The organism is Streptomyces sp. NPDC017529, assembly GCF_044329785.1.
Lineage (GTDB): Bacteria > Actinomycetota > Actinomycetes > Streptomycetales > Streptomycetaceae > Streptomyces.
In genome coordinates, this window is the sequence record NZ_JBIRJY010000014.1 from 69,464 (window position 1) to 82,693 (window position 13,230).

Genomic DNA, 13,230 nt, shown 5'->3' on the forward strand with positions numbered 1-13,230 from the left:
GCCCGCGTAGGGTGGCAACGCTATGACGAAGCCCTCCCTCCCCGATCTGCTGCACGCCGCCGTCACCGCTGTCGGCGGCACCGAGCGCCCCGGCCAGATCGCCATGGCCGAAGCCGTCGCCGAAGCGGTCGACGACGGCTCCCACCTGCTCGTGCAGGCCGGCACCGGCACCGGAAAGTCCCTCGGCTATCTGGTGCCGGCGCTGGCCCACGGCGACCGTGTGGTCGTCGCCACGGCCACGCTCGCGCTCCAGCGCCAGCTGGTCGAGCGCGACCTGCCGCGCACGGTCGACGCCCTGCATCCGCAGCTGCGCCGCCGCCCCGAGTTCGCCATGCTCAAGGGCCGCTCCAACTACGTCTGCCTGCACCGCCTGCACGAGGGCGTCCCCCAGGAAGAGGAGGAGGGCCTCTTCGACCCCTTCGAGCACGCGACGCCGACCAGCAAGCTGGGCAAGGACCTGCTGCGGCTGCGTGACTGGGCCGACGAGACCGAGACCGGTGACCGCGACGACCTCACCCCCGGCGTCTCCGACCGGGCCTGGGGCCAGGTCTCGGTCTCCTCGCGCGAGTGCCTGGGCGCCTCGAAGTGCGCGTACGGCGCGGAGTGCTTCGCCGAGGCCGCCCGCGAGCGCGCCAAGCTGGCCGACGTGATCGTCACCAACCACGCCCTCCTGGCCATCGACGCCATCGAGGGTGCACCGGTGCTGCCCCAGCACGACGTACTGATCGTCGACGAGGCCCACGAGCTGGTCTCCCGCGTCACCGGCGTGGCCACCGGGGAGCTCACGCCCGGCCAGGTCAACCGGGCCGTCAAGCGCGCCGCCAAGCTGGTCAACGAGAAGGCCGCCGACCAGCTCCAGACCGCCTCGGAGACGTTCGAGCGGCTGATGGAGCTGGCCCTGCCGGGACGCCTCGAAGAGATCCCCGAAGACCTCGGCTACTGCCTGATGGCGCTGCGGGACGCGGCCCGTACGGTCATCTCGGCCCTCGGCACGACCCGCGACAAGTCCGTCCAGGACGAGGACGCCGTGCGCAAGCAGGCCCTCGCCTCCGTGGAGAACGTCCACGCCGTCGCCGAGCGCATCGCCAACGGCTCCGAGTACGACGTCGTCTGGTACGAGCGCCACGACCGCTTCGGCGCGTCCCTGCGCGTCGCACCCCTGTCGGTCTCCGGCCTGCTGCGCGAGAAGCTCTTCGCGGACCGTTCCGTCGTGCTCACGTCGGCCACCCTCAAGCTGGGCGGGGACTTCAACGGCGTCGGCGCCTCGCTCGGCCTCGCCCCGGAGGGCACGGAGGGCGAGGACGTACCGCAGTGGAAGGGCCTGGATGTCGGCTCGCCGTTCGACTACGGCAAGCAGGGCATCCTGTACGTCGCCAAGCACCTCGCCCAGCCGGGCCGCGAGGGCAGCCGTACGGACATGCTCGACGAGCTGGCCGAGCTGATCGAGGCCGCCGGCGGCCGGACCCTCGGCCTGTTCTCCTCCATGCGCGCGGCCCAGGCCGCCGCCGAGAACCTGCGCGGACGGCTGGACATGCCGATCCTCCTCCAGGGCGAGGAGACCCTCGGCGAGCTGATCCGCACCTTCGCCGCTGACGCCCGCACCTGCTTGTTCGGCACGCTGTCCCTGTGGCAGGGCGTCGACGTGCCGGGCCCGAACTGCCAGCTGGTGGTCATGGACCGGGTGCCGTTCCCGCGCCCCGACGACCCCCTGATGAGCGCCCGGCAGAAGGCCGTGGAGGAGGCCGGCGGCAACGGCTTCATGGCGGTCGCGGCGACCCACGCCGCCCTGCTCATGGCCCAGGGGGCGGGCCGCCTGGTCCGCGCCACGGGCGACCGCGGCGTCGTGGCCGTCCTGGACCCCCGCGTCGAGCGCGCCCGCTACGGCTCGTTCCTGCGCAAGTCCATGCCGGACTTCTGGTACACGACGGACCGCAACCAGGTCCGCCGCTCCCTCGCCGCCATCGACGCGGCAGCAAAGGCGGCGGAGGGGTAAGCCCGATCTCACCCGCAGTAACCCGGGCCATCGATTGAGCAACCCTCGCTCCGAGCAACCACTACCGCGAGAGCGGCGTCGGCCCAGGCGCACAGCACAGAGCCCCGGGACCGGCGCAGTGGTCCCGGGGCTCGGTCGTGAGGGGCAGGTCAGACCCGCCGCAGTACCGCCACCACCTTGCCGAGAATCGTGGCCTCGTCGCCGGGGATCGGCTGGTACGCCGAGTTGTGCGGGAGCAGCCACACATGGCCGTCCTCGCGCTTGAAGCGCTTGACCGTGGCCTCGCCGTCCAGCATCGCCGCCACGATGTCGCCGTTCTCCGCCACGGGCTGGCGGCGCACCGTGACCCAGTCGCCGTCGCAGATCGCGGCCTCGACCATCGAGTCGCCGACGACCTTCAGGACGAACAGCTCGCCGTCACCGACCAGCTGCCGGGGCAGCGGGAAGACGTCCTCGACCGACTCCTCGGCGAGGATCGGGCCACCGGCGGCGATCCGGCCCACCAGGGGGACGTACGAGGCGGCGGGCTTGCCGGCCGTGTCGGTCGGGGCGCTGCTCGGCTGGTCGGAGCCGCGGACCTCGTACGCCCGGGGGCGGTGCGGGTCGCGGCGCAGGAAACCCTTGCGCTCCAGAGCCATGAGCTGGTGGGCGACGGAAGAGGTGCTGGACAGCCCCACCGCCTGGCCGATCTCGCGCATGGACGGCGGGTAGCCGCGGCGCTGGACGGAATCCCGGATGACCTCGATGACCCGGCGCTGCCGGTCGGTGAGGCCCGAACTGTCGGCGCGGATGCCTGGAGGACGGCCGGGCAGTGAGCGGGCTGGCTTCTGCCCCTCGGGGGTCATTGCGTCGTCCATCGGCGGTTTCCGGGTCGGCTCGAATCGGCTCTGGGAGTGGCTCTGGGCGGTGATGGTGGCGCTGTCTGCGGTGGTGGTCACGTCGGCCCCTCTCGGAATGTGCTCCCTAGTTAGCCAACGGTAGTTGCTTTCGAAAGGTTGCGCCAAACACACGTTCGAGTGAAAATTTCCGGATTAGCTGACCTGATCACGGGCTGAGGTGTATAGCCGAAAGGCAATTCGGGTCATTGCGGTACTCTTCGCCGCGAGCTTATGGCCGGGCGGTAACGCTCCGGGCCGTCCGGTCGGACGGCCGCCGTGACGCGCCCGATTCTGCCATCCCCGCCCCGCCGGGACCGCTTCCGGGGCTCGTCCCGTACCCTCGTCGGCGGCCCCGCGAGTCGCCGCCCCGGCCACTCGCCGCCGCGACACGCTGGGTGTGTGGATGGCCACCCAACACCACATGTAGTGCTTTGATGACTGCGGCCGCCTAGAAGTAGTGGTGGCTGTGTCTTTCGGGACTCCGTGGATCGCCTATGCTTGGGGCTGCTCCGAGGGGCCCGTGAGGGCCGCCAGGGGCCCATCAGCCGTACGCCGGGACCATGGGCGTACGACCGTAATTTTCGAGGGTGAGGAGGGTGAATTCATGCATTGCCCCTTCTGCAGACACCCCGACAGCCGGGTGGTCGACAGCCGCACCACCGATGACGGCACCTCGATCCGCCGGCGCCGCCAGTGCCCGGACTGCTCCCGCCGTTTCACGACCATCGAGACGGCGTCACTGATGGTGATCAAGCGGAGCGGGGTCACCGAGCCCTTCAGCCGCAACAAGGTCATCGCCGGGGTGCGCAAGGCGTGCCAGGGCCGGCCGGTCACCGAGGACGCCCTCGCCAAGCTGGGTCAGCGGGTCGAGGAAGCGGTGCGCGCCACCGGTAGCGCCGAGCTGTCCACCCATGACGTCGGGCTGGCCATACTGGGCCCGCTGCAGGAACTCGACCTCGTCGCGTACCTGCGTTTCGCGAGCGTCTACCGGGCCTTCGACTCGCTTGAGGACTTCGAGGCGGCCATCGCCGAGCTGCGGGAACAGCGTGAGCAGGGACCGCCCGCGCGGGAGTGCGGGTGCGAAGGGGGCGCCGGACACCCGGCGGTCCCCGTGCCCGCCACCGCCGCCGACTGAGATCGGCACATCACAGACCTGATCAGGGCAACGTGCAGGCGCCCTGGTTCCAGACAGAACACACCGTGCCACGGGAAGAAAGTGCGCACATATGGGCGTTTGCCCGTACAGGGAGGCGGAATGACAGAGACGACGAGCGGCCCGGCACGAGGCTCCCGCGCCAAGGGCAGCAAGGCGAGCAAGGGTCTGCGTATCGAGCGCATCCACACGACTCCCGGCGTGCATCCGTACGACGAGGTGGCGTGGGAGCGCCGTGACGTCGTCATGACCAACTGGCGCGACGGCTCGGTCAACTTCGAGCAGCGTGGCGTCGAGTTCCCCGAATTCTGGTCGGTGAACGCGGTCAACATCGTCACGAGCAAGTACTTCCGCGGTGCGGTGGGCTCCGACACCCGGGAGTCGAGCCTCAAGCAGCTCATCGACCGGGTCGTCAAGACCTACCGCCAGTCCGGTGAGGACAACAACTACTTCGCCTCCCCGGCGGATGCCGAGATCTTCGAGCACGAGCTGGCGTACGCCCTGCTCCACCAGGTCTTCAGCTTCAACTCCCCGGTGTGGTTCAACGTCGGCACGAAGCAGCCGCAGCAGGTCAGCGCGTGCTTCATCCTCTCCGTCGACGACTCCATGGACTCGATCCTGGACTGGTACAAGGAAGAGGGGATGATCTTCAAGGGCGGCTCCGGCGCCGGCCTGAACCTCTCCCGCATCCGCTCCTCCAAGGAACTGCTGTCCTCCGGCGGCAACGCCTCGGGTCCCGTCTCCTTCATGCGCGGCGCCGACGCGTCCGCCGGAACGATCAAGTCGGGCGGCGCCACCCGCCGTGCCGCCAAGATGGTCGTCCTGGACGTGGACCACCCGGACGTCGAGGCCTTCATCGACACCAAGGTGAAGGAGGAGGAGAAGGTCCGCGCGCTGCGCGACGCGGGCTTCGACATGGACCTGGGCGGCGACGACATCACGTCCGTCCAGTACCAGAACGCCAACAACTCGGTCCGTGTGAACGACGAGTTCATGAAGGCCGTCGAGACCGGCTCGAAGTTCGGCCTGCGCGGCCGGATGAACGGCGAGGTCATCGAGGAGATCGACGCCAAGGGCCTGTTCCGCAAGATGGCGGAGGCCGCCTGGGCGTGCGCCGACCCCGGCATCCAGTACGACGACACGATCAACCACTGGCACACCTCGCCGGAGTCGGGCCGGATCACCGCCTCGAACCCGTGCAGCGAGTACATGCACCTGGACAACTCCTCGTGCAACCTGGCCTCGCTGAACCTGATGAAGTTCCTGCGCGACGACGACAAGGGCAACCAGTCGTTCGACGCCGAGCGCTTCGCGAAGGTCGTCGAGCTGGTCATCACCGCGATGGACATCTCCATCTGCTTCGCGGACTTCCCCACCGAGAAGATCGGTGAGACCACCCGCGCCTTCCGCCAGCTGGGCATCGGCTACGCCAACCTCGGCGCCCTGCTGATGGCCACCGGCCACGCGTACGACTCGGACGGCGGCCGCGCCCTGGCCGGTGCCATCACCTCCCTGATGACCGGCACCTCCTACCGGCGCTCCGCCGAGCTGGCCGCGGTCGTCGGCCCGTACGAGGGCTACGCCCGCAACGCCGACGCCCACAAGCGCGTCATGAAGCAGCACTCGGACGCCAACGGCACCGCCAAGCGCATGGACGACCTGGACACCCCCGTCTGGGCCGCGGCCACCGAGGCCTGGCAGGACGTGCTCCGCCTCGGCGAGAAGAACGGCTTCCGCAACGCGCAGGCGTCGGTGCTCGCGCCGACCGGCACCATCGGCCTGATGATGGACTGCGACACCACGGGTGTCGAGCCGGACCTGGCCCTGGTCAAGTTCAAGAAGCTGGTCGGCGGCGGCTCCATGCAGATCGTGAACAACACGGTCCCCAAGGCGCTCAAGCGGCTCGGCTACCAGCCGGAGCAGGTCGAGGCGATCGTCGCCCACATCGCCGACAACGGCAACGTGATCGACGCCCCCGGCCTGGACCCCGCCCACTACGAGGTCTTCGACTGCGCCATGGGCGAGCGCTCCATCTCGGCCATGGGCCACGTACGGATGATGGCGGCGGCCCAGCCGTTCCTGTCCGGCGCGATCTCCAAGACCGTCAACCTCCCCGAGTCGGCCACCGTCGAGGAGGTCGAGGAGGTCTACTTCGAGGGCTGGAAGCTCGGCCTGAAGGCGCTCGCGATCTACCGCGACAACTGCAAGGTCGGCCAGCCGCTCTCCGCCAAGAAGAAGGAGGAGGAGAAGAAGACCGAGGAGAAGCCGGCCGAGAAGGTCGTCGAGTACCGTCCGGTCCGCAAGCGCCTGCCCAAGGGCCGTCCCGGCATCACCACCTCCTTCACGGTCGGCGGCGCCGAGGGCTACATGACCGCCAATTCCTACCCGGACGACGGTCTGGGCGAGGTCTTCCTGAAGATGTCCAAGCAGGGCTCGACCCTCGCGGGCATGATGGACGCCTTCTCCATCGCCGTCTCGGTGGGCCTCCAGTACGGCGTGCCGCTGGAGACGTACGTCTCGAAGTTCACCAACATGCGTTTCGAGCCGGCCGGCATGACGGACGACCCGGACGTGCGGATGGCGCAGTCGATCGTCGACTACATCTTCCGCCGCCTGGCGCTGGACTTCCTGCCCTTCGAGACCCGCTCCGCGCTCGGCATCCACTCCGTCGAGGAGCGCCAGCGTCACCTGGAGACCGGTTCGTACGAGCCGACCGACGAGGAGCTGGACGTCGAGGGCCTGGCCCAGTCGGCGCCGCGCCGCCTGGAGTCGGCGAAGGAGCCCGCGTCGACGACCGAGATCGTCGAGGAGGCCGCGGCTCCGGCCCCCAAGCAGGCGCACACCAACGCCGAACTGGTGGAAATGCAGCTCGGCATCAACGCCGACGCGCCGCTGTGCTTCTCCTGCGGCACGAAGATGCAGCGCGCGGGCAGTTGCTACCTGTGCGAGGGCTGCGGCTCGACCAGCGGTTGCAGCTGAAATACCCAGGAGCCCTCACGGGTGACTGAGTGAGCAGGGTGGGGAACCGGTTTCCGGTTCCCCACCCTGATTTCGTGTGCCGTCGTTTTCTTTCCCGGCCGGCTCAGCCGCCCATGAGAGTGGCGAAAGTCACCGGGTCGGCGTCGAATCCCCTTACGGAGCGGTGGAAGTGCCATTCGCCGAACTCGTCACGGTCGAATTCCGCTATCACCGCGGCGGTGGAACCGGCGACCGAGGAGAAGTCGTCCGCGGTCAGTTCTTCGTATCCTTCGCTGACGCGGACAACGGTATTGGCGACGTCGCCGAACGTCTTGCGTCCGTTGCGCTGCTGAATGGCCACACCGACGACCACCCGCGCGTAGATGTCCGCCAGCCGCTTCAGCTCCAGGGTCATGGCTTCGTCGGTACCCAGGCCGAGGCCGGTCCGGCTGTCCCTGCTGAGGATGATGGTGCCGTCGGGGGAGCGGTTGTCGAAGTGCACGAGGTAGGCGGGCTCACCGCGCGGGTCGTCCCTCGTGTAGGTCGCGGCGACGATGTCCAGATCGTGGGCCGGAGTGCCGTTGGGGCTCGGGTCCCACTTGAGGGTCACTTCGGCTTTGCCGATCCCTTTGTTGAGGCTGCTCACAGAGATCCCTTCCGGTGTTGCAACTCCCGGGCTGTGCAAGGCGACCACCATCGTGTCACGCTCCGCACACCCTGCCCCGGCGGTCGGGGCGACGCCGTCCCGGTCGGCAGGACTGGTACGCGTACTGCCACTCCGACGCTTTTGATAGCACGGGAGTTCCATCGGGGTGCCGTCCGGCCGTCCGGCCGTCCGGCCGTCCGGGCCCATGGCACCGGCCGGAGCGATCAGGTGTCCAAGTCGCCCCAGAGGCGCGTCAGATGGCTGTCCAGGGTGTCCAGGGCCGTCTCGGGGGAGAGGTGGCCGATCAGGACGTGTGTGGTGAGTCCGTCGGTGAGGGCGAGCAGGGTGCGCGCCTCGCGCTCGGCGTCCGGCGTGCCGGTGGCCTCGGTGATGAGACGCGTGAAGAGGCTGTGCAGATCGGCGTAGTTGCCGCGCAGGGTGTCGGCCAGCGGTGGGCTGACCGCGGCCTGGGCGACGAAGGCGAGCCAGACGCGCGCCTCGGCGCGGTGCTCGGGGCGCAGCAGGGAGATCTCCGTGGTCGCGTGCCCGAGTGCCGTACGGGCCGACTGTGCCGGGGACTCGGCGAGCCGGGCCGTCACCCGGGCGGCGATCCGCGTGCCGATGTGGCCGAGCGCGAAGACCAGCATCTCCTCCTTGGTGCGGAAGCACCTCTGGACCGCCCCCATGGACACCTCGGCGCGCGCCGCGACATCGCGCAGGGTGACGCCCTCCAGGCCGTGTTCGTCGGCGAGGCGGCAGACGGCCTCGGCGATCTGCCGGCGGCGGCTCTCGTGATCCACCTGCTTGGGCATGGGGGCTCCCGTTTATGCGATGCGTTCGTATCGAGACAAGGGTACGATGTGATGCAGTTGCATCGGAACGCTGTGCGGCGAGGCCGCGGGACGCGACCGCGGCAGGCGCCGCGCCTGCCGCGGGCCGTCCGGGACGAAGGAGTGCGAAGTGGGAGCGCAGAAGGCGCTGTGGGAGCTGTCGGCCGGGGAACAGGCGGCGGCCGTGCGCAGCGGTGAGGTGACCGCCGTCGAGTTGGTCGACCGTCATCTGGAGCGGATCGCCGAGGTCAATCCGGCCGTCAACGCCGTCACGCAGTTGCTCGCCGACCGGGCGCGCGACGCGGCGGCCGGGGTGGACCGGCGGCGCGCCGCGGGGGAGGACCCGGGGCCGCTCGCCGGGGTGCCCTTCACGGTCAAGGAGACCACGGCCATCGAGGGCGTGCCGACCACGTACGGCGCGGAGCGCTTTCGTCACAACGTCGCGCGCTGCGATGCGCCCCCGGTGGCACGGCTGCGTGCGGCGGGCGCCGTCCCGATCGGGCACAGCAACATGCCCACCCTCGTGCTCGCGGGTGTCCACACCCGCAGCGAGCTGTACGGCGACACCGCCAACCCGTGGTCACGGCGCGTGACGCCGGGCGGCACGAGCGGGGGCGACGGTGCCGCGGTGGCCGGCGGCATGGCGGCGATCGGCCTCGGCAACGACTCCGGAGGATCGGTGCGCCTTCCGGCCTCCTTCTGCGGTGTGGCGGGGCTCAAGCCCACCTACGGGCGCTTTCCCGCCGACCACCGCCTCGGCGCGGACGATCCGGCGCTGGCCACCCAGGAGCTGGTGGTCGACGGTCCGCTGGCACGCACGGTCGGTGACCTGCGGCTGGCGTACGAGGCGCTGGCGGGCACCGATCCGCGCGACCCGAGGGCCGTACCGGCTCCCCTGTACGGTGCGTCCGTTCCGCGGCCGATGAAGGTCGCGATGGTCGCCGATCCGGGCGGCCAGGGCGTGCACCCCTTGGTGCGCAAGGCCGTCGAGGACGCGGCGGGCGCGCTGCGCGACGCCGGGTACGAGGTGTGCGAGGTGCCGGACGTGCCGTGCCTGGAGGAGGCACTGGAGGTGTACGGCTGTATGACCTTGGCCGAATTCGCCCCTTCCTGGCCGGTGGTACGCGACCTCCTCGGCGAGGGCGGGCACCGCTACATCGAACTGTCCATGGCGGCGGCGCGGGATGCCGTGCCGAAGGACGTACCGGCGTACCTGCGGCTGACGGGCCTGCGGCTCGGCATCCGGCGGGCGTGGGCCGAATTCCTGGACACCTACCCGTTGTTGCTGGGCCCGGTGTTCACCGAGCCGCCCTTCGAACCGGGGCTCGACGCGCGCGACCAAGAAGGGCACGCGCGCGTCCAGAAGGCGATGCGGCTGTGTACGGCCACGAGTTTCGCGGGCGTGCCGGCGGTGGCCGTGCCGACCGCGGTGGTGGACGGGCTCCCGTACGGCGTGCAGCTGATCGGCCGCGCCTACCGGGAGGACCTGTGCCTGGAGGCGGCGGAGGCCGTGGAAGCGCGGCTCGGGGTGTTCACGCCCATCGACCCACGGCCCTAGGGGAGTTCGGGGGGTGGGTGCGTGGCGGGCGGTGAGTTCCGGCCTTCCTTGGCCGTACCATGGCGCGGTGCTGGTCAAGTGGATTAGATGCACGGTCGTGGACCGCCGGGGGTTCGAACGGGGGCAGCGGAAATGGGCGGGGCTGCTCGGCGAACCCGGATTCCGGGGGCAGGGCGGCGGTTGGAGCCGGACGCGGCCGTCGGTCGCGCATCTGGTCGCCTTCTGGGAGAGCAGAGCGTTCTACGACTCCTTCATGGCGCGCTCGCACGACCGGCTGGCGGCGGCCCAGGTGGGCACGTTCAAGGACTCCCGGGTGCGCCTGTTCGAGTACGAACTCGACGTGAAGGTGGGCTTCAGGCCCGTGTTCGCGGACGCCGACGTGCTGCGGATCGCCCACTGCCAGGTGCGCGCCGACCGCGTCGAGCACTTCACGCTCATGCAGGAGAAGGTGTGGAATCCGGCCATGGCCGGGTCTCCCGGGATGCTGCGCGGCCTGATGGGACGGGCCCCCGGGGAGGAGTTCCTGATCCTGTCCATGTGGGAGTCGGCGGCCGAGCGGGGCAAGTACCGGCCGGAGCGGGTGGAACGGCTGGCGCTGCGGGCGCAGACGGAGGCCGACGTACGGGCCGTGACGGGGGACGTGACCGATCTCGAACCGTCGTGGACGGTGTGACGGGCGCGTGCCCCGACACGGCCCTGGAGGGCTGACGGGGCACGTGGCCGCCACGGCTCTCGGGTGCGCCGCTGTCACGCTCCGGGAGGGGCGGCGGTTTCCGGCGGGGTGAACGCTCCGGCGCGTGCGGCTGCCAGGGCCGCGGCGGCGGCCTGGTCGGCGCTGTGTCCGTCGACCGGCTCGCGCGTGACGAAGAGCCGGAAGTAGAGCGGCGCGGAGACGGCGCGCACCAGCGCTCCGGCGTCGATGCCCCCCTCCCGTACGCCCGGGAGCTCGCCGCGTTCGACCGCGCGCCGGGCGATGGCCTCGCAGCGCCTGAAGCGTTCGGTGTAGAAGGCGCGCAGCGCGTCGGCGGCCTGCTGCGACTGGAAAGCGGCCGCGATGATCGCGGAGCTGGAGGCCGACATGGCCGGATCGCGGAACGACTCCACCACCTCATGGGCGAGTGCGCGCAGGTCACCCTCCAGTGATCCGGTGTCGGGCGGCGTCCAGTCGTCCTCGCCGGCCAGGTCGAGGGTGTCGGCCAGCAGTCCTTCGAGGCTGCCCCAGCGGCGGTAGAGCGTCGTCTTGTGGACTCCCGAACGCTCCGCGACGTACTCGACGGACAAGCCGGGGTAGCCGTGTTCGGTCAGGCCGGCCAGCACGGCGTCGCGGACGGCGGCGCGGGTGCGGGCGGTGCGTCCGCCCGGCCGGCGGGTGCCGGGACCCGGCGGGCGGGCATCGGCGCTCGGTGCGGAAGAGCCCAGATCGTCAGACAACTGCTACTCCTGTTGCGTTAGGGCGATGAGGTGTGTCATCATCGACGTAATGCAACAAGCGTAGCGTTTGCCTGCGGTGTCGTGCCGCGCCACTGCCCCGGGAGGTCCGCATGGTCACCACTCAGATCGCGCTTCACGAGGTGTCCAAGTCCTACGGTGACCGGCTTCTGCTGGACGGGATCTCCCTGTCGATACGCCCCGGGGACCGGGTCGGGATCGTGGGGGAGAACGGCGCGGGCAAGTCGACGCTGCTGCGTGTCGTCGCGGGCCTGGAGCAGCCGGACGGCGGGCGTGTCGTGCTGACCGCCGACGGCGGGACGGGCTACCTCGGCCAGGTGCCCGACGTGCCCGCCGACTGCACGGTCCAGGAGGCCGTGGACGCGGCGCTCGCAGAAATACGGGTCATGGAGCGCGGACTGCGCGGCTTGGAGGCGCGCCTCGGCGCCGGCAGACCGGAGGACATGGAGGAGTACGGGCGGCTGCTCGGCGTCTACGAGCTGCGTGGCGGCTACGAGGCCGATGTACGGGTCGACAAGGCGCTGTACGGTCTGGGGGTGGGGCATGTCGAGCGGGACCGCCCGTTCGGCAGCCTGTCCGGCGGGGAGCAGGCCCGGCTGGGGCTGGCCTGCCTGATCGCCGCGTCACCCGAGGTGATGCTGCTGGACGAGCCGACCAACCACCTCGACGCGGCAGCGCTGGACTGGCTGGAAGACGCGCTGTCGGCCCACCGCGGAACGGTCCTCGCGGTCTCGCACGACCGCCTTTTCCTGCAGCGCGTGGCGAACACGATCGTCGAGGTCGACGCCGAGCGGCGCGCCGTCGTCCGGTACGGCGGCGGATACGGCACCTTCGTCGCGGCCAAGGCCGCGGCCCGCCGCCGCTGGGAGGCGGAGTACGAACAGTGGCGCGCCGAGACGGAGCGGCTGACGGACTTCGCGGCGGGAGCGGCGCACCACGTCGCCCAGGGCCGGGCGATCAAGGACAACAACAAAATGGCGTACGACCGCGCCGCAGGGCGGGTCCAGTCGTCGGTGGCCGGCCGGGTGCGCAACGCGCAGGAGCGGCTGCGGAGGCTGCGCGCCGACCCGGTGCCCCGGCCGCCGGAGCCGCTCCGCTTCCGCGCCACGCCGGCCTCCGGGGGCACCGAGGGCACGCTCGTCGAGCTGGACGGGGTGCGCGTGGGGTCGCGGCTGGCGGTGGACACGCTGACCGTCGCCGCGGGGGAGCGGCTGCTGGTCCAAGGTGCAAACGGTGCGGGGAAGAGCACGCTGCTGCGGGTCCTGGCGGGCGTGCGGCAGCCCGACGAGGGCGCGGTCACGCGGCGCGGGCGTATCGGCTACCTGGCTCAAGAGATACCGGTGTCCCGGCCCGGGGAGCGGCTGCTGTCGGCCTTCGGCCGGGGTCTGGCCGAAGATCCGGAGGAGCTTTCCGAACTTCTCCTGTCGTTCGGCCTGTTCAGGGAGGGCGATCTGCGGGTGCCAGTGGGCGCGCTCTCCGCCGGCCAGCGGCGCCGGCTGGCCCTGGCCCGGCTGCTGGCCCGCCCCGCCGACCTCCTGCTCCTGGACGAGCCGGCCAACCACCTGGCGCTCGGCCTCGTGGAGGAACTGGACGAGGCGCTGGCCGCCTGGCCCGGCGCGCTGGTCGTCGTCTCGCACGACCGGCTGCTCGGCCGGCGCTTCCGCGGCCGCCGGTGCGAGATGCGGGCCGGGCGGCCGGTGTTCGACGTTCGGTGACCGGGGGAGGAGGCGTTGTGGGCGCAGAGTGACGGTAGGGGGTGGCTGTG

At 70.8% G+C, this 13,230-nt stretch carries 10 protein-coding genes; 6 read left to right on the forward strand and 4 right to left on the reverse strand.

Annotation, left to right across the window (positions count from 1 at the left end; all coding sequences use genetic code 11):
• Window positions 1-22 precede the first annotated feature (22 nt).
• Entirely contained in the window at window positions 23-1,993 is a 1,971-nt protein-coding gene (locus ACH4K4_RS29075; protein WP_398171415.1) for an ATP-dependent DNA helicase, read from the forward strand.
• Between the two features lie 149 nt (window positions 1,994-2,142).
• On the opposite strand, the gene lexA is transcribed toward ACH4K4_RS29075, so the two are convergent.
• Window positions 2,143-2,931 carry a transcriptional repressor LexA gene (lexA, locus tag ACH4K4_RS29080; RefSeq protein ID WP_398171417.1) on the reverse strand — a complete coding sequence of 263 codons (789 nt, stop codon included), beginning with the start codon at window positions 2,929-2,931 and terminating at the stop codon, window positions 2,143-2,145.
• Between the two features lie 544 nt (window positions 2,932-3,475).
• Here lexA and nrdR point away from each other — a divergent pair.
• Together nrdR and ACH4K4_RS29090 are read left to right on the forward strand one after the other, a co-directional pair.
• A complete protein-coding gene (nrdR, locus tag ACH4K4_RS29085) occupies window positions 3,476-4,006 on the forward strand; it encodes a transcriptional regulator NrdR (protein ID WP_030679420.1) in 531 nt (176 codons plus the stop codon).
• A gap of 120 nt (window positions 4,007-4,126) precedes the next feature.
• Window positions 4,127-7,003, forward strand: a complete 2,877-nt coding sequence (locus ACH4K4_RS29090; protein WP_398171419.1) for a vitamin B12-dependent ribonucleotide reductase — start codon at window positions 4,127-4,129, stop codon at window positions 7,001-7,003.
• 103 nt (window positions 7,004-7,106) lie between these two features.
• Here ACH4K4_RS29090 and ACH4K4_RS29095 read toward each other — a convergent pair whose 3' ends face one another.
• Together ACH4K4_RS29095 and ACH4K4_RS29100 are read right to left on the reverse strand one after the other, a co-directional pair.
• Window positions 7,107-7,628 carry a TerD family protein gene (locus ACH4K4_RS29095; RefSeq protein ID WP_398171420.1) on the reverse strand — a complete coding sequence of 174 codons (522 nt, stop codon included), beginning with the start codon at window positions 7,626-7,628 and terminating at the stop codon, window positions 7,107-7,109.
• A 224-nt stretch (window positions 7,629-7,852) separates the two neighbouring features.
• Window positions 7,853-8,440: a TetR/AcrR family transcriptional regulator gene (locus ACH4K4_RS29100; protein WP_398171422.1), complete on the reverse strand. Its 588-nt coding sequence runs from the start codon at window positions 8,438-8,440 to the stop codon at window positions 7,853-7,855.
• A gap of 148 nt (window positions 8,441-8,588) precedes the next feature.
• Between ACH4K4_RS29100 and ACH4K4_RS29105 the strand changes: the two genes are divergently transcribed.
• Both ACH4K4_RS29105 and ACH4K4_RS29110 read left to right on the forward strand, forming a co-directional pair.
• Complete coding sequence (locus ACH4K4_RS29105; RefSeq protein ID WP_398171423.1) at window positions 8,589-10,016, forward strand: amidase; 1,428 nt, start codon at window positions 8,589-8,591, stop codon at window positions 10,014-10,016.
• A gap of 67 nt (window positions 10,017-10,083) precedes the next feature.
• Entirely contained in the window at window positions 10,084-10,689 is a 606-nt protein-coding gene (locus ACH4K4_RS29110) for a YdbC family protein (protein ID WP_398171425.1), read from the forward strand.
• A gap of 74 nt (window positions 10,690-10,763) precedes the next feature.
• Here ACH4K4_RS29110 and ACH4K4_RS29115 read toward each other — a convergent pair whose 3' ends face one another.
• Complete coding sequence (locus ACH4K4_RS29115) at window positions 10,764-11,447, reverse strand: TetR/AcrR family transcriptional regulator (protein ID WP_398171426.1); 684 nt, start codon at window positions 11,445-11,447, stop codon at window positions 10,764-10,766.
• Window positions 11,448-11,557: 110 nt separating this feature from the next.
• Between ACH4K4_RS29115 and abc-f the strand changes: the two genes are divergently transcribed.
• Complete coding sequence (gene abc-f, locus ACH4K4_RS29120) at window positions 11,558-13,180, forward strand: ribosomal protection-like ABC-F family protein (protein ID WP_398171427.1); 1,623 nt, start codon at window positions 11,558-11,560, stop codon at window positions 13,178-13,180.
• The last annotated feature ends 50 nt before the right edge of the window (window positions 13,181-13,230 follow it).